The sequence below is a fragment of the Pedococcus sp. P5_B7 genome (assembly GCF_054049895.1).
The window spans coordinates 274,998-290,504 of record NZ_JBFULM010000001.1 but is presented as its reverse complement, the minus strand read 5'-3'; the positions used below and the strand labels follow the sequence as shown (position 1 = coordinate 290,504).

General features: G+C 71.7%; 11 protein-coding genes. 5 read left to right on the top strand and 6 right to left on the bottom strand.

Features of this window, described 5'->3' with window-relative positions; genetic code table 11:
• Positions 1-6 precede the first annotated feature (6 nt).
• The 3 genes from ACXJKD_RS01325 to pseB are packed head-to-tail and all read right to left on the bottom strand — an operon-like array spanning position 7 to position 3,588.
• Positions 7-1,458: a lipopolysaccharide biosynthesis protein gene (locus tag ACXJKD_RS01325; RefSeq protein WP_457252521.1), complete on the bottom strand. Its 1,452-nt coding sequence runs from the start codon at positions 1,456-1,458 to the stop codon at positions 7-9.
• Positions 1,436-2,578, bottom strand: coding sequence for a DegT/DnrJ/EryC1/StrS family aminotransferase (locus ACXJKD_RS01320; RefSeq protein ID WP_457252520.1), 1,143 nt, complete (start codon positions 2,576-2,578; stop codon positions 1,436-1,438). The genes ACXJKD_RS01325 and ACXJKD_RS01320 overlap by 23 nt, the downstream gene beginning before the upstream one ends.
• Before the next feature lie 2 nt (positions 2,579-2,580).
• Positions 2,581-3,588 (bottom strand): UDP-N-acetylglucosamine 4,6-dehydratase (inverting), encoded by a 1,008-nt coding sequence (pseB, locus tag ACXJKD_RS01315; protein ID WP_457252519.1) that lies wholly within the window; start codon positions 3,586-3,588, stop codon positions 2,581-2,583.
• Between the two features lie 43 nt (positions 3,589-3,631).
• Here pseB and ACXJKD_RS01310 point away from each other — a divergent pair, with 43 nt between their 5' ends.
• On the top strand, positions 3,632-4,360 hold the full coding sequence (locus ACXJKD_RS01310; RefSeq protein ID WP_457252518.1) for a cytidylyltransferase domain-containing protein: 729 nt from the start codon (positions 3,632-3,634) through the stop codon (positions 4,358-4,360).
• A complete protein-coding gene (locus ACXJKD_RS01305) occupies positions 4,360-6,000 on the top strand; it encodes a GNAT family N-acetyltransferase (RefSeq protein WP_457252517.1) in 1,641 nt (546 codons plus the stop codon). Before ACXJKD_RS01310 ends, ACXJKD_RS01305 begins: the two co-directional genes overlap by 1 nt.
• On the opposite strand, the gene pseI is transcribed toward ACXJKD_RS01305, so the two are convergent.
• A complete protein-coding gene (gene pseI, locus ACXJKD_RS01300; RefSeq protein ID WP_457252516.1) occupies positions 5,997-7,055 on the bottom strand; it encodes a pseudaminic acid synthase in 1,059 nt (352 codons plus the stop codon). The genes ACXJKD_RS01305 and pseI overlap by 4 nt on opposite strands.
• A gap of 202 nt (positions 7,056-7,257) precedes the next feature.
• Here pseI and ACXJKD_RS01295 point away from each other — a divergent pair, with 202 nt between their 5' ends.
• Complete coding sequence (locus ACXJKD_RS01295) at positions 7,258-9,984, top strand: FG-GAP-like repeat-containing protein (protein ID WP_457252515.1); 2,727 nt, start codon at positions 7,258-7,260, stop codon at positions 9,982-9,984.
• Positions 9,971-12,016, top strand: a complete 2,046-nt coding sequence (locus tag ACXJKD_RS01290) for an FG-GAP-like repeat-containing protein (RefSeq protein ID WP_457252514.1) — start codon at positions 9,971-9,973, stop codon at positions 12,014-12,016. The genes ACXJKD_RS01295 and ACXJKD_RS01290 overlap by 14 nt, the downstream gene beginning before the upstream one ends.
• 71 nt (positions 12,017-12,087) lie before the next feature.
• On the opposite strand, the gene ACXJKD_RS01285 is transcribed toward ACXJKD_RS01290, so the two are convergent.
• Positions 12,088-12,729, bottom strand: a complete 642-nt coding sequence (locus ACXJKD_RS01285) for a CoA transferase subunit B (RefSeq protein WP_457252513.1) — start codon at positions 12,727-12,729, stop codon at positions 12,088-12,090.
• A gap of 1 nt (position 12,730) precedes the next feature.
• Positions 12,731-13,552, bottom strand: a complete 822-nt coding sequence (locus ACXJKD_RS01280) for a CoA transferase subunit A (RefSeq protein WP_457252512.1) — start codon at positions 13,550-13,552, stop codon at positions 12,731-12,733.
• A 282-nt stretch (positions 13,553-13,834) separates the two neighbouring features.
• On the opposite strand from ACXJKD_RS01280, the gene ACXJKD_RS01275 reads away from it, so the two are divergent.
• Entirely contained in the window at positions 13,835-15,490 is a 1,656-nt protein-coding gene (locus ACXJKD_RS01275; protein WP_457252511.1) for a peptidoglycan-binding domain-containing protein, read from the top strand.
• Positions 15,491-15,507 lie beyond the last annotated feature (17 nt).

Sequence of the window (15,507 nt, the reverse complement as noted above, 5' to 3'; positions counted from 1 at the left end):
CCCCCGTCAGCGGGTGAGGACGCGGCGCAGCATGGCGAGGCTGGCCAGGAAGACGACCGCCGCCACGGCGATCCGCACCACGGTCCACGACCCGTCCACCGGCAGGGCGGCACCCAGCGCGCAGAGCACGAACCCCAGCCCGAGGGCCGGGAGGAGAGCACGCTCGTGCCAGCGGGTCGGGCTGACCCTGCGGGCGAGACGCGCGACGCCCAGCGCCATCGCGGCATACGTGATGGTCATGCCGACGCCCACGGCGGCGACGCCGAAGAAGTGGCCCGCCAGCCACGCCCCGGCCGTTCCCAGCACCAGCGACAGCGGCGTGACCAGGGCGAGGCCCTCACTGCGCCCGGAGGCGAAGACGAGGTGGACGTTGCAGAGGTAGAGCACGGACAGCACCGTGCCGGCCGCGACCAGGCCGACCGCCGGGGTCATCTCGCCGGGGCTGTAGGAGGCCGGTGCCACGATCCGCAGCAGCACCGGCGCGGCCGCTGCGACGAAGCCGGCCGCCAGTGCGGTGAGCACGGCGATGTCGCGACCAGTGTGCTCGAGCACCTCGGCGCGGTCGTGCTCGGGGGTGCGGTAGACGATCGGCGCCCAGGCGTTGTTGAGGCTGGAGGTGAGCACCCCCGGGGCCGACCCGATGAGCACCGCGAGCTGCAGGCGACCGGCTTCCGCGGACCCGAACAGCCAGCCGGCGACCAGCACGAGGATGCCACTGGCCAGGAAGATGGCTACCTGGTGGGGCACCGTCGGCACCCCGACGCGCAGGGCCCGACGGGTGTCGCCGCGGTGGTGCTCGACCCCGCGCACGACCATCGCGAGGCCACACAGGGCGGCGGCGAGGTAGCCGATGGCCAGACCGCCGAGGTAGCGGGCGGCGGTCGGCTCACCGGTGACGAGCAGGAGCATGCCGAGCACCGGTCCGCCCAGGGCACTGCCGAGGGACAGCAGGACGAACGGCAGGGGACGGTCGAGCACCCGGAGGTAGGACTGGACGTTGACGACCATCGAGAAGCCGGCTGCCGAGGCGAGGGCGAGGACCAGCGCGAGGGGCTCGCGGATCCCCAGCCAACCGGCGCTCCAGCCCGCGGTCAGCGCGCCGAGGGCGGTGAGGACCACGGCAGCGGCCGCGCCCCTCAGCACCAGGCTCCGGGCGCCCGAGACGCCGGAGCTCTCGAGGATGCCGTGGCGCGTGATGGCGGCGGCCAGGCCGAGACCGGCCACGATCATGCCGACCTGGACGACCACCAGCCCGGTCGCCACGGAGCCGTACTCGGTGCTGCCCAGCTGGCGGGTGACGAACGGGGTGACGACCGCGTTGCTGAGCACCGGGGCGGCCGTGCCCATCGTGTAGAGGAGCCCACGGCCGAGGACGGCCTTGCTCGCGGTGCTGCCGGTGGAGCCGGCCGCGAGCCCGGGGTCGGACGGGAGCGGCTCAGCCACCCAGGACTCGGCCACTCAAGAACCTGCGGACCAGCTCGATGACCCGGTCGACGTCGGAGTCCAGCAGGTCGGGGAACAGCGGCAGGGAGATCTCCTGCTCGTAGTACTCCTCGGCCGCGGGGCACATGCCGCGCTGGTAGCCCTGCGCGGCATACAGGGGGTGCCAGTAGACCGGGATGTAGTTGACCTGCACCCCGATCCCGTTGTCGCGCAGGTGGTCGAACAGCGCGCGGCGACGTCCGTCCCGGATCCGCAGCGAGTAGAGGTGCCACGTGGGGTCGGCGCCGGCGCGGGTCGGGGGCAGCACCAGCTCCTCGAGCCCGGCCAGGCCCTCGGTGTAGCGCGCGTGCAGCTCGGTGCGACGGTCCTTGAAGTGGCCCAGCCGGGTGAGCTGGTTGGACCCGAGGGCGGCCAGGACGTCGGGGAGGCGGTAGTTGACCCCGACGTCGTGGACCTCGTACCACCAGGCGCCCTCGTCGGTGCGCTGCAGGCGCTCGGGGTCCTTGACCATGCCGATGTTGCGGAATGTCGCGGCGCGGAGCAGCACCTCGGCGTCGGTGGCGACGACCGCACCGCCCTCAGCAGTCGTGAGGTTCTTGGTGGGGAAGAACGAGAAGGTCGTGACGTCGGCCAGCGACCCGACCGGGGTGCCGTCGAGGCTGCCGCCGATCGAGTGGGCGGCATCCTCGAGGAGGAGCACGTCGCGCCCGTCGATCGCCGCGCGCAGGCCGGGCGCGTCGATCGGGTGGCCGCCGTAGTCGACCCCCGCCACGACGCGGGTGCGGTCGGTGAGCGCGGCCGAGACCGACGCGGCGTCGAGGTTGCCGGTGTCGGGCGTGACGTCGGCGAAGACGACCGTGGCGCCGAGCATGGTGGCGGTGCTCGCCGTGGCCACGAAGGTCAGTGGGGTGGTGACCACCTCGTCGCCGGGGCCCACCCCGATGGCCGCGTATGCCGTGTGCAGGGCTGCCGTGCCCGAGGTCACCGTGACCGCGCCCTGGGTGCCGGCGAGGGCAGCGAGCTCGGACTCGAAGGAACGCACCCACGGCCCGGTGGTCAGCCAGTCACTGGTGAGGACCTTCGAGACCGCGGCGACGTCGCTGTCGTCGACCGACTGGCGACCGTAGGGGAGCACGCTCAGACGTCCGTCTCGAGCAGTGCGGTGAAGTCCTCCCTGGTGAACCACTCGGTGTTGTTGTCCGAGGTGTAGTGGAAGCCGTCCGGGACGGACTCGCCGTGCTCCGGAGCGGTGTAGCCCCAGGACGCGAGGTCGGGCTGGAGGACGAAGCGGTCACCGAGGCGCAGCGCCCGGCGGCCTTCCTCGGGGCTGATCATCTCCTCGTGGAGCTTCTCACCGGGGCGCAGGCCGATCTCGTGCATCTCCGCACCGGGGGCGACCGCCTGGGCGAGGTCGGTGATCTTCATCGACGGGATCTTGGGCACGTAGAGCTCGCCGCCCTGCATGATCTCGAACGAGTCGGTCACGAACTTGACCGCCTGGGGCAGGGTGATGAAGAAGCGGGTCATCCGCAGGTCCGTGATGGGCAGCGACTTCCCGTCGGCCGCGAGCTTGCGGAAGAACGGGATCACCGAGCCGCGGCTGCCCATGACGTTGCCGTAGCGGACCACGGAGAAGCGGGTGGGGTAGGCGGCGGCGTAGTGGTTGCCGGTGATGAAGAGCTTGTCGGCGGTGAGCTTGGTCGCGCCGTAGAGGTTGATCGGGGAGGAGGCCTTGTCGGTGGACAGGGCCACGACACGCTTGACGCCCGCGTCGATGCAGGCCTCGATGACGTTCTGCGAGCCGACGATGTTCGTCTGCACGAACTCCCACGGGTTGTACTCCGCGGTGTCGACCTGCTTGAGCGCGGCAGCGTGGACGACGTAGTCGACTCCGTGCATGGCGCGGTTGAGGCGGTGGCGGTCGCGGATGTCGCCGATGAACCAGCGCAGTCGCGGGTCGTCGCCGAACAGCTGGCGGCACTCGTACTGCTTCAGCTCGTCGCGGCTGAAGATCACGATCCGCTTGGGGTCGTGGTTCTTCAGGGCCTCGGTGATGAACGCCTTGCCGAACGAGCCGGTGCCTCCGGTGACGAGGATCGAGGAGCCGGAGAGAACGGACGAGGGTGCAGGGGTGTCGTCAGGCATGGGCGCAATAATGGCACGTCACCCCACCCCCCGTAGGAGCCGCATGCGCGTCATCGTCGTCGTCCAGGCCCGGATGGGATCCACCCGGCTGCCGGGCAAGGTCCTCGAGGACCTCGGGGGCCTTCCCGTGCTCACGTGGGTGGTCCGCGCCTGTCGGGCCGCGCGGCTCGTCGATGACGTCGTCGTGGCCACCAGCGCCCTTCCCGGCGACGACCCCGTGGCCGACCTCGCGCGCGAGCTCGGCGCACCCGTGGTGCGGGGGAGCGAGGACGACGTGCTGTCCCGCTACCTGCAGGCGCTCGACGAGCAGCCGGCCGACGCCTTGGTGCGGATCACGGCCGACTGCCCGTTCACCGACCCTGCGATCATCGACACGGTGGTCGGCGCCTGGCTGGCAGACACCACCCTCGACTACGTCTCGACGGTGGTGGTGCGCACGCTGCCGCACGGTCTCGACGTCGAGCTGGTGACGGCCGAGGCGCTGCGACGGGTCGACGCGACGGCCACCGACCACCACCGCATCCACGTGACGTCGGGGATCTACACCGCGCCAGACGACTTCGCGGTGATGGGCCTGTGCTTCGCCCCTGACACCACCGACCTGCGGATCACCCTCGACACGCCACAGGACCTCGAGGCCCTGCGGGCGATCGTGGCCGAGCGGGGCACCGACATCGCCGAGCGGCGCGAGATCGTCGCGCTGCTGAGGGCCCGGCCCGACCTGGCCGCGATCAACGCCGACATCGCCCAGAAGTCGCTGGAAGCCGGCTGATGCGGCTGCTCCTGCGGTGCGACGGAGGGCCGGACATCGGGGTGGGCCACGTCGTGCGCAGCCTCGCGCTGGCCGAGGAGGCCACGGCGCGCGGCCACGAGGTGGCGCTGCTGGGCCGGGTCGAGGGACCGTTCCTGACCGCGCTGGCCGCCGCGGTCGGTCCCGGCCTGACCCTGCTCGGACCGTCGCCCTCTGACCTGCCGGAGGACCTGGCGCGGGCGGCGGCCGGGTTCGACGTCCTCCACGTGGACCACTACGAGCTCCCCGAGGGTCTGCTCGAAGCGCTTCGATCCGACGGTGCCGGGTCGCCCACCCCGGTGCTGTCGACGACGGCCGACGGCCCCTTCGGGGCCCGCGCGGCCGACCTCGTCATCGACCCCACCGTCGACGCGCAGTGGTCCGACCCGCCGGCGCCGGCCCGGTGGTACCTGGGCGGTGCACGGTTCGTGGCGCTGCGGCGGTCGGTCACCTCCCTGCGCGCCGGGGACGATGACTCGCTGGGCCCTGACGGTCCTGACGGTCCTGGCGGTCTTGGCGGTCCTGGCGCCGCGCACGCGCCCGGCCCGCAGGCCTCGCGGGCGGCCGCCCCTGCCCTGCGGGTCCTCGTGGTGATGGGAGGAGTCGACCCCACCGGCGCTGCGCCGCGGGTGGTCGATGCCCTCGCGGCCACGGGCCTCGAGCTCGACGTCGTCGTGGTGGCCAATGCGCAGACCGGGCCGCAGCTGTCCGCCCGCGCCGACGACTGGCGGCACGGCACCCTCACGGTCACCGACCCGGTCCCTGACCTGCCGACCGAGATGGCGTCCGCCGACCTGGTCGTCACCGCGGCCGGCACCTCGGTGTGGGAGCTCTGTGCGATGGCCCGCCCGATGGCCGTCCTGGCCGTGGTCGACAACCAGGTCCCCGGCTACCTCGCGCTGCTGCGGGCCGGGGCGGCAGTCGGCCTGGGCACCCCGTCCGCGGTCGCGGACGTCCCGTCGATGGCCGCGGCGCTGACAGCGGTGCTCGCCGACGACACCGCACGGCACGACCTCGCGTCGGCGGCCGGCCGCATGGTCGACGGGCTCGGCGCCTGGCGCCTGGTCTCGTCGCTCGAGGACGTGGTCGGTGGTGCCAGGTCGTCACGCGGACCCGGCGAGGTCGAGGTGCGCGCGGCCACCCTGGCCGACGCCGAGCTGCTCTGGCACTGGCGCAACGACCCCGCCACCCGCGAGAACTCGCGCTCGCACGAGCCGGTCCCGCTCGAGTCCCACCTCGCCTGGCTGGAAACCAGCCTGGCCCGCGCCGACCGGCGCCTGCTCGTGGGCGAGGTCGCCGGTCGTCCGGTCGGCACCGTCCGCTGGGACCACGAGGCCGCGGGGGAGTGGGAGGTGTCGATCACGGTCGCGCCCGACAGCCGTGGTCGCGGCGTCGCGGCAGGCCTGCTCGCCGCCGGCGAGGCCTGGCTGGCCCGCGAAGCCACGCCGATGGACCCGCCAGCCAGCCCAGGTGGGCCGGGCGACCGAGCCGGCGTCGCGGCATACCTCGCGGCGGTGCACACCGCGAACGCCGCGTCGAGGCGGCTGTTCCTCGGGAGCGGCTACCTGCCCGACCTGCCGGCCGACGCCGACGGCTTCGAGCGGTTCGTGAAGACGGCCTAGATCAGGTCCCAGGTGAGGGGCGTGCCGCGCTCCACGCCGGTGGTGAAGGTGCGACCGAGCACCTTCTCGATCTCGTCGGTCGCGAGGCCACCCGCGGGACGGATCGACCGGATGTTGTCGCGGGTGACGGGGTCGCCGGCGGCCACGTCGGTCACGACGTAGAGGGAGCGACGCAGCGCCAGGGTGTCCATCTCCGACTCGGTCGGCCCGAACCGCGGGGGCTGCACGGCCTTGCGTGCCGCGGCGGACTCGCGGACCAGCGCGGTCAGCTCGTGCGGCTCGAGGGAGAAGTCGGAGTCGACACCGCCGTCGGCCCGCGCGAGGGTGACGTGCTTCTCGAGGGCGACGGCGCCGAGCGCCACGGCTGCCACCGAGACACCGATGCCCTCGGTGTGGTCGGACAGCCCGATCGGGATGCCGAAGGCCTCCTGGAGCGTCGGGATCGACAGGAGTCGGGCGTCCTCGGGTGCAGCGGGGTAGGACGCCGTGCAGGCGAGCAGGACCATCTGGGTGCAGCCGCCGTCGCGCGCTGCAGAGAGGGCACGGTCGATCTCGCCGAGCGTGGCCATGCCGCTCGAGATGATCATCGGCTTGCCGGTGGAGGCGACCTCGCGGATGAGCGGCAGGTCGACCACCTCGGCGGAGGCGATCTTGTACGCCGGGGCGTCGAGCGACTCCAACAGCTCGATCGCCGTGGGGTCGAACGGGCTGGAGAACGGCGTCAGGCCGCGCTCACGGGCGCGCTCGAACATCGGGGCGTGCCACTCCCAGGGGGTGTGCGCCTCCTGGTAGAGGTCGTGGAGGGTGCGGCCACCCCACAGGCCGTGGTCGGCCCGGATCTGGAACTGCGGGCCCTTGGCGTCGATCGTGATCGTGTCGGCCGTGTAGGTCTGGAACTTGACCGCCTGCGCGCCCGACTCGGCGATCGCCTCGATGATCTCCAGGGCCCGCTCGAGCGAGCCGTTGTGGTTGCCGGAGACCTCCGCGATGACGAACGGGGTCTGTCCCGGCCCCACCTGGTGGCCGTCGATCTCAATGGGTGCAGGGCTGGTCATGGGACCAGCCTAGGCGACGGTCCCGCGAAGCCCCGACTCGTGGTCCGGGCGGCCGGTCCGGTCGCGGATCGGTAACAAATCCCTGTGTCTGCTGTGAAAATTGGGAACTTGTGCTGCTTATGCACCGGTTGTGGGGCATCGTGTCGGGTAACTCGCGCTTGCTGCTCCATGCCCACCGCACCCGACTCCTGCGAGATCTCTCATGTCTGCGTCCCCACTGATCTGGTCCGCCCTGCTGCACCGGACCGCTGCCCCCTCGCTCGGTCTGAGCCTGGCCCTGGTCGCCGCCTCGGTCGTCACCGTCGGGCCGCTCCCCGGCAGCGCCGCCGCGGCGCAGACCCACCCGGTGCGGTCGAGCCGGGTGCAGGTGACCGCCACTGCGAAGGCCGTCGACCAGCTCGGCGGGGCCCGGCCGTCGTCGACCCGGTCGGGGGCGGTCACCGCGGCCCAGGCGGTGCACCGCGACCTCGCGGTCGTCGGCGCGACCTGGGTCAAGGGACAGCTCGGGGCCGGCGACGTCATCCAGGTGCGCATCCACAAGGACGGCGTCTGGGACGCGTGGCAGACCATGGACCGCGACGACGACCACGCCCCGGACGTCGACGGGCCGGGGGGCGCCGAGGGACGCCGCGTCACGCGCGAGGGCACCAGCCCCTACGTCGTGGACGGCGACCAGACCCAGGTGCGGGTGCTCAGCCCCAAGGCTGTGGCGCCGACCGTGCAGGTGTCGGTCGTCGACCCCGGCAGCTCGGACGCGGACGGCGCCGCGGGCGCCGCCACCCCGGGGGCAGCCACGGCTGCTGCGGCGCGGCCGACCATCCACACGCGCAAGGAATGGGGTGCCGACGAGTCGATGCGGAAGGGGAGCGTCGGCTACGGGCAGGCGCACATCGCCTTCGTCCACCACACCGCCGGCACCAACACCTACTCGAGCGCCCAGGTGCCGGCGATCATCCGCGGCATCTACGACTACCACGTGAACGGCCAGGGCTGGAACGACATCGGCTACAACTTCCTCGTCGACCGGTTCGGCCGGACCTGGGAAGGGCGCTACGGCGGAGTCGACAAGGCCGTCATCGGCGCGCACACGGCCAATTACAACTCGTGGTCCTTCGGCGTCGCCGCGATGGGGGACTTCACCTCGGCCACCCCGCCAGCCGCGATGCTGACGGCGATCGAGCGCACCATCGCCTGGAAGTTCACCCTGCACGGCAACCCCGCCACGGGCACCGTGTTCGCCCGCGACAAGACCTTCAACCGCATCTCGGGGCACCGCGACGGCGTCTCGACCAGCTGTCCCGGGCAGGCGATGTACAACCGCCTGCCCACGATCCGCAGTGCCGTGGCGTCGATGATCGGCTCGCTGCAGCGGTCGGGCATCTCGCGGTCGCTCGACAGTGGCCCGACCCCCGACCTGCTCACCTACCCGGGCACGCTCAACCCGCCGGCGATGAGTGGGACCGTCCAGCGGCTCACCAGCGCCTCCCCGCAGCCGGTGACCTCGTCGCGGATCATCGGCAGGGGGTGGAACGCCCTCGACGACATCATCCTCACCCCGGACTTCACTGGTGACGGTCGGGCCGACATCATCGCCCGCGACCCCGGTCGCAACGCCGTGCTCGTCTACCCGGGGAACGGCCGCGGCGGCTTCGGCACGATGGCCGTGAAGGGTGGTGGCTGGAACGTCATGAGTCGACTGGTCGCCGCAGGCGACCGCACCGGCGACGGTCGCGCCGACCTCCTGGCCGTGCGCAACGACGGTGCCCTGCTCCTGTATGCCGGTGACGGCCGCGGGTGGGTGACCTCCGGTGTGGTCATCGGGTCCGGGTTCGGCGGCGTCCGGACGCTCACGAGTGCCGGTGACCTGACCGGCGACGGTCACCCCGACCTGCTGGGCATCCGCACCTCCGACAACCAGCTCGTGCTCTATCCCGGCACGGCGTCGGGAGGCCTCGGTGCGGCCCGCACCTGGGGGAGCGGCTGGAGCTCGCTCGACAGCATCACGGCGGGCCCGGACCTCGACGGTGACGGCCACGCCGGTGACCTCGTCGTCCGCCAGCGCGACGGCGTGATGCGCACCTACTACGCGGATGCCGCGGGCAGGCTGGCCCGCTACAACTTCTGGGGCGGGGGCTGGTCCTCGCTCGACCACGTCACGAGTGGGGCCGACTGGGACGGTGACGGCCACGCCGACGTGATCGCTCGCGTGCCGGGTGACTCGACCCTTCGCCTCTACAGCGGCACGGGTCAACGGGACTTCGGCTCCGCGCCCGCGTCGGCCGGTGTGCAGGTGGCCGGGATGGACCTCGTGCGCGTCGTCGGGGACCTCGACGGCGACGGTCGCACGGACGCCGTCGCGAGGGACGCCGCCAACGGCGACCTCTTCCTCCTGCGCGGCCAGAGTGGCGGAGGCTTCGCGACCTCCAGCACCCCGATCGGCAAGGGCTGGCAGGTCTTCGACCTCGTGGAGGCCGCCGGTGACCTGAGCAACGACGGGGTGCCCGACCTCCTCGCCCGGACCGCGGGAGGCGAGCTGCGGATGTACACGATGACCCGCAGCGGGACCTTCGCGTGGTCGATGCAGCTGGGGCTCGGGTGGCAGGTGATGAGCAGCGTCACCGCTGCCGGAGCCGTCAACGGCGACTTCAACGGTGACGTCGTGGCCCTGCGCAAGAGCGACGGGGCAGTCCTGCTCTACCGCGGTAGTGGTCCCGGCACGCTGAACGACTACGTGGTGGCCATTTCCGGGCAAACCGACCTACGTCGCGTGATGGGGGTGGGAGACTTGAACGGAGACCGCAAGAACGACCTACTGGCAGAGGACAACGGTGGAAAGCTCTGGCTCTACGCTGGCGACGGCACGAAGGGGTTCAGCTCCATTCGCCAGCCCGTCACCGCTCCTGCAGGTGCTGCGAATGTCCTGGGCTAGGTCGGGCCCGCTGCGGTCGCTGACCGCCGCCGGGGTGGCCGTGGCCGTCGGCCTCGTCGTGTCCGCGGGCCCGGCGGGTGCCGCCGAGGTGTACCCCCGACCCGCCGACGGCACCCTGACCATCACGGGTCACGGCAACGGCCACGGGCACGGCATGTCCCAGTACGGCGCCCTCGGGGCGGCGGAAGCGGGCCTCACCTGGCAGCAGATCGTGGGCTTCTACTACCCCGGCACCACCGTCGGCTCGATGGGCAACCCCACGATCCGGGTGCGGGTGGCCTCCCTCGGCACGACCGTGCAGGCCGTGCCGGCCACCGGGCTGCGCGTGACCTGGAACCTCACCGACTCCTCGCCCCTGCCGACCGAGCGGGGCGGCCAGACCATCACCCGGTGGCGGCTCATCCCCGCGCCCAAGGTCTCGGGCACCCCGACGAAGTTCCGGCTCGAGTACCTCCCCACCGGCTCGGCGACCTGGCTGCTGTACGCCAACGCCAGCGTGCCGTCGACCGGCGCCTTCCTCAACAGCACGTCCGGGATCGTCACGACCTACCGCGGGACCACCCAGGTGCAGTACCGCGGGCAGGTCAGGGGGATCCTCAGCGGCAGCCCCGGCGCCGAGTCCCTCGTGCCGGTCGTGGCGCTCCCGATGGAGAGCTACCTGCGGACCGTGGTGCCGAGCGAGGTCTTCGCCTCCTGGCCGGCCGCCACCCTGCGGGCCCAGACCGCGGCGGCCCGGTCGTTCGCCGAGTGGCACCGCACCAATGCGCCGGTCTCGCCCCCCTGGTACGACGTCTACGACGACACCCGCAGCCAGGTCTTCAAGCCGACCAAGACCGGCAGCACCTCGAACGAGTTCACGTCGACCAACGACGCCATCACCGCCACGGCCCAGATGGCGGTGCTCTACACCGGCAAGGCCGCCTTCACCCAGTTCAGCGCGTCGGACGGGGGCTGGTCCTCCGACGGTGGCAAGCCCTACCTCGTGGCCAAGCGCGACGACTACGACGCGACGCCCTCGAACCCGTACCACACGTGGACGCACACGATGTCGACCTCGACGATCGAGGGCAGCTACCCCACCATCGGGTCGTTCAAGTCGATGACGATCACCCAGCGCAACGGGCTCGGCGACCAGGGTGGCCGGGTCCTCGCCGCCACGATCGCCGGATCCAAGGGGTCGGTCAGCCCGAGCGTCTCGTCCCTGCGCAGCGTCTTCGGCAACACCTGGAGCGACTGGTTCGCGCCTCGGCTCGAGTCCGCCTCGTCGTTCCCGCGCGACGTCACCGGCGACGCGAAGATGGACGTCCTCGCGGTCCATGCCAGCAGTGGCGCGTTGCGGGTCTACTCCGGCAACGGCACGGGTGGGTGGAGCTCCAGCACGGTGGCCGAGCCCAGCGGCTGGAACGCCTACGCCAAGGCCCTGACGGCCGGCACGTGGGACGCCGACACCACCAGCGACGTCATCGTGCAGGACACCGCCGGCAACCTGTTCCTGCGCAGCGGCACCGGCAGCGGCACCTTCGCGGCCCCCAAGAAGATCGGCGCCGGCTGGACCATCCACAACCTGGTCCTGCCCGTCGGTGACTTCGACGGCGACGGCCTGACCGACCTGATCGCGCGCCGGGCGAGCGACGGCGCGCTCTGGCTCTACTCCGGCAACGGAACCGGCGGCTTCAAGAGCCACACCACGATCGGTGGTGGCTGGAACATCTTCACCTCGATCCTCAGCCCCGGGGACTTCACCGGTGACGGCCACCCCGACGTGCTGGCGCGGACGGCCGACGGCACCTTGTACCTCTACGCCGGCGACGGCTCGGGTGGGTGGCAGCCGACGGTCAAGGTCGGCAGCGGCTGGAACACCTTCACCGCCCTCACGAGTGGTGGGGACTTCAACGGCGACGGCAAGGCCGACGTCCTCGCCCGCACCTCGTCAGGTCTGCTCTACCTCTACCCGGGCAACGGCACCGGTGGGTGGAAGCCCCGCGTGGTCGTGGGCAACGGCTGGCAGATCTTCTCGAACATCCTGCGCTGAACCGACGACAGAGCCGGCCTGACCCGTGGGTCCGGCCGGCTCTGTCGTGGCTGCTGCCTGACGCGGTCGCCCTACGCGGTGAGGTCGACGGTGAAGTCGGGCTCGGTCTTGTCCCGGACCTCGTCCTCGGTGACGCCCTCGGCGAGCTCGCGCAGCACCAGGCCCGAGTCGGTGACGTCGAAGACGCACAGGTCGGTGATGATCCGCTGCACCACACCGCGTCCGGTGTAGGGCAGGGAGCACTCGTCGACGATCTTGTAGGAGCCGTCCTTGGCGTTGTGCTCCATGAGGACGATGACCTTCTTGGCGCCGTGGACCAGGTCCATCGCACCGCCCATGCCCTTGACCATCTTGCCGGGGATCATCCAGTTGGCGATGTCGCCCTTGGCCGAGACCTGCATGGCGCCGAGGATCGCGGCGTCGACCTTGCCGCCGCGGATCATCCCGAACGACGTGGCCGAGTCGAAGAACGACGAGCCACGACGCAGCGTGACCGTCTCCTTGCCGGCGTTGATGAGGTCCGGGTCCTCTTCACCGTCAACGGGATACGCACCGACGCCGAGGATGCCGTTCTCGGACTGCAGGACGATCTCGACGTCGTCGGGGACATAGTTGGGGACCAGCGTCGGCAGGCCGATGCCGAGGTTGACGTAGGAGCCGTCGGACAGCTCCGAGGCCGCGCGGGCGGCCATCTGCTCACGGGTCAGTGCCATCTCAGGCCTCCTGCGCGGTCGTCTGGTTGGTCTCGTCCGTGGTGGTGACAGGGGGGCGGGGGCGCACGGTGCGGCGCTCGATCCGCTTCTCCCTGGCCTGGTCGGCGGTCAGCGGCAGCACCCGGTGCACGTAGATGCCGGGCAGGTGCACCTGGTCGGGGTCGAGCTCGCCGGGCTCGACCAGCTCCTCGACCTCCGCGACCGTGACCCGGCCGGCCATCGCGGCCAGCGGGTTGAAGTTGCGGGCGCTCTGGTTGAAGACGAGGTTGCCGTGCCGGTCGCCCTTCCAGGCCCGGACCAGCCCGAAGTCGGCGACGATCGCGCGCTCGAGGACGAACTCCTTGTCCTGCCCGTCCACCTCGAAGACCTTGGTCTCCTTGGCCGGTGACGCCTTCGCGACGGTGCCGTCCGCGGCATACAGCCAGGGCAACCCGCCCTCGGCCACCTGGGTGCCGGCGCCCGTCACGGTGTAGAACGCGGGGATGCCGCTGCCGCCGGCGCGCAGCCGCTCGGCCAGCGTGCCCTGCGGCGTCAGCTCCACCTCGAGCTCGCCCGAGAGGTACTGGCGCTCGAACTCCTTGTTCTCCCCGACGTACGACGAGACCATCCGGCGGATCCGCTTGTCCTTGAGCAGGATGCCCAGGCCCCAGTCGTCGACGCCACAGTTGTTGCTGATCGCCTCGAGGTCCTTCACCCCCGCATCGTGGATCGCCGCGATGAGCACGCTCGGGATGCCACAGAGCCCGAACCCGCCCACCGAGAGGGAGGAGCCGTCGACGATCCCGTCGATGGCTTCGGCCGCGGTGGAGACGACTTTGTCCATGGCGTGGACTCTAGCCGGACCCCTCCGGCCTCTTTGCGTGGTCCCTCCCCACAGTCCGCGGTATGCCGCGTGCGCGCCGCACATGGCGGCCGTCGGGTGGGTGGCTGGGCCGTTCGGGGGAGGCGGGAGCGAATTCCGTGGTTGTAGTTCGCTCGAACCTCTTGTGACGGGTGAGTACTGGTGGGACAAATGTCCTGCCTGCTCCGCACGTGACGCGTGGGGCGGGTGTTTCATTCGTCCGTGCGGCTCGGGATCCGGGTCGCCCTTCCCCGTGGAGTTCTCGTGTCGCGTGTCGTGCGTGCCTTCGGCGTCCTGGCCATCCCTGTGCTCACCGTCCCCGTCGGGATGGCGACCGCGGATGCGGCCACCCTGCCCAAGCCCCCGACCAAGAGCCTGCCGTCCGCCCTCGACGTGGCCCCGCCCTACCAGGCGCAGCGGCTCTGCGACCCGCAGGCCAAGCCGGGCGTCGTGGCCTTCGCCAAGCTGATGTCGAGCCACTACAAGGTCGGCACCTCGGAGTGGGGCATCACGCGGAACTGCAACAGCGGCCTCACCGAGCACTCCGAAGGTCGTGCCTGGGACTGGATGCTGAGCGTCAACAAGCCCGACGAGAAGGCCATCGCCGACTCGGTGACCCAGTGGCTGTCGGCGCCTGACGCGCAGGGTCGTCCCGGTGCCATGGCCCGCCGGTTCGGGATCATGTACATCATCTGGAACCACAAGATGTGGCGCGCCTACGACCCGGCGCGCGGCTGGGCTCCCTACACCGGCCCGGTGCCGCACACGGACCACATCCACTTCTCCTTCTCGTGGGACGGGGCCTACGCCCGCACCTCCTGGTGGACCGGCAAGGCCCTCACGACGGTCAGCCCCGGGCCCGCCTCGGCACCCAAGCCGACGACGCCACCGCAGACTCCCTCGGCCGTCTACTCCTTGCTCATCCAGGGCGCGACCGGTCCAGACGTGGTGCTGGCGCAGAAGGTCATCGGCGTCACGGCCGACGGCGTCTTCGGTCCGAAGACCGCCGCCGCCCTCAAGACCTGGCAGGCCGCCCACGGCGTCAAGGTGACCGGCCAGCTCGACCCCGCGACCTGGGCGAAGATGGTGGCGCTCAAGCTGATCCCGCCCCGCGGCACGGCGACGACGCCCCCCACCCCGGCCAAGCCCCCGGTCACCCCGGCCAAGCCCCCCGTCACCCCGGCCAAGCCGCCGGTCACGACCCCCGCGAAGCCGCCGGTGACGACTCCCGCCAGCCCGCTCGCGGCCTACGCCAAGCTGACCTTGACGAAGGGCTCCTCGGGGGCCGCGGTCGTCGCCCTCCAGAAGGCCCTCGGGATCACGGCCGACGGTGCCTTCGGTCCCCAGACCGAGGCTGCCGTGAAGGCGTTCCAGGCCCGCCGCAACCTCCCTGCCACCGGCATCGTCGGCCCGAGCACGTGGGCCGCGCTGATGGGCGGCACCGGCAGCACCGACTCGGCCTCCCGGAGCACCACGCGCGTCGCCACGCCGTACACCGCGCTGAAGTCCACCGTCCTCAAGGCCGGCTCGCGCGGCACCGCCGTCAAGACCCTCCAGCGGGCCCTCGGCGGCCTGGCCGTCGACGGTGCCTTCGGTGCGCGCACGACCGCCGCGGTCAAGGCCTTCCAGAAGTCCCACCAGCTGGCCCAGACCGGTGTGGTCGACAGCCGGGTCTGGCAGGCCCTCGAGAACCGCGACTACCCGCTGCGCGCCTACTACGGCACCGTCCTCAAGCCGGGCTCGCACGGGACGGCCGTCACGGCGCTGCAGAAGGCTTTGGGCACCAAGGCCGATGGCACCTTCGGGCCGGCCACCACCACCGCGGTCAAGGCGCTCCAGGGCCGCGCCAAGCTCGCCCGGACCGGGGTGGTCGCCACCCTCACCTGGCAGGCCCTCGAGGCGGAGCTGCGCCGCCGCTAGGTGCGGTGGCTCCAGGT

Bases quoted from the DNA above. Each gene is read 5' to 3' on its own strand.
- ACXJKD_RS01305 (WP_457252517.1), top strand. From the start codon at position 4,360: ATGCGGCTGCTCCTGCGGTGCGACGGAGGGCCGGACATCGGGGTGGGC.
- ACXJKD_RS01285 (WP_457252513.1), bottom strand. From the start codon at position 12,729: ATGGCACTGACCCGTGAGCAGATGGCCGCCCGCGCGGCCTCGGAGCTG.
- pseI (WP_457252516.1), bottom strand. From the start codon at position 7,055: ATGACCAGCCCTGCACCCATTGAGATCGACGGCCACCAGGTGGGGCCG.
- ACXJKD_RS01280 (WP_457252512.1), bottom strand. From the start codon at position 13,552: ATGGACAAAGTCGTCTCCACCGCGGCCGAAGCCATCGACGGGATCGTC.
- pseB (WP_457252519.1), bottom strand. From the start codon at position 3,588: ATGCCTGACGACACCCCTGCACCCTCGTCCGTTCTCTCCGGCTCCTCG.
- ACXJKD_RS01310 (WP_457252518.1), top strand. From the start codon at position 3,632: ATGCGCGTCATCGTCGTCGTCCAGGCCCGGATGGGATCCACCCGGCTG.
- ACXJKD_RS01290 (WP_457252514.1), top strand. From the start codon at position 9,971: ATGTCCTGGGCTAGGTCGGGCCCGCTGCGGTCGCTGACCGCCGCCGGG.
- ACXJKD_RS01295 (WP_457252515.1), top strand. From the start codon at position 7,258: ATGTCTGCGTCCCCACTGATCTGGTCCGCCCTGCTGCACCGGACCGCT.